1 protein-coding gene is annotated in these 287 nt (G+C 64.5%); it reads right to left on the bottom strand.

Going from position 1 to position 287, the window contains the following annotated elements; genetic code table 11:
- Positions 1–287: rhodanese-like domain-containing protein (locus tag AC0L3B_RS39320; RefSeq protein WP_473383170.1), on the bottom strand; the 287-nt coding region annotated here is incomplete at both ends.

Genomic DNA, 287 nt, shown 5'->3' with positions numbered 1-287 from the left:
GGCCCATTGGCGCACCTGATCCGCCGACACCTGTTCCACCCCTGCCCGCTCAGCCAACTGCACTGCGGCCTGGCGCTGCCGGCCCAGGTCCGGGCTGACCTGTTCTGCATAACGCCGCGTGCTGCCGTGCTCCAGCGGGAGGTCCTCCAGATACCAGCCCTGAGTGCCGTTTTCCAGCGCATAGATCGGGTTCTTCAACCCCAGGTTGATCAAGGTCTGCGCGCCGATAATGCTGCGGGTCCGCCCGGCGCAGTTGATAACGATCGGTGTAGTGTCGTTCGGTACCA

The sequence above is a fragment of the Bradyrhizobium sp. Kon56 genome (assembly GCF_055807635.1).
This window is presented reverse-complemented; position numbering and strand designations above follow the sequence as displayed.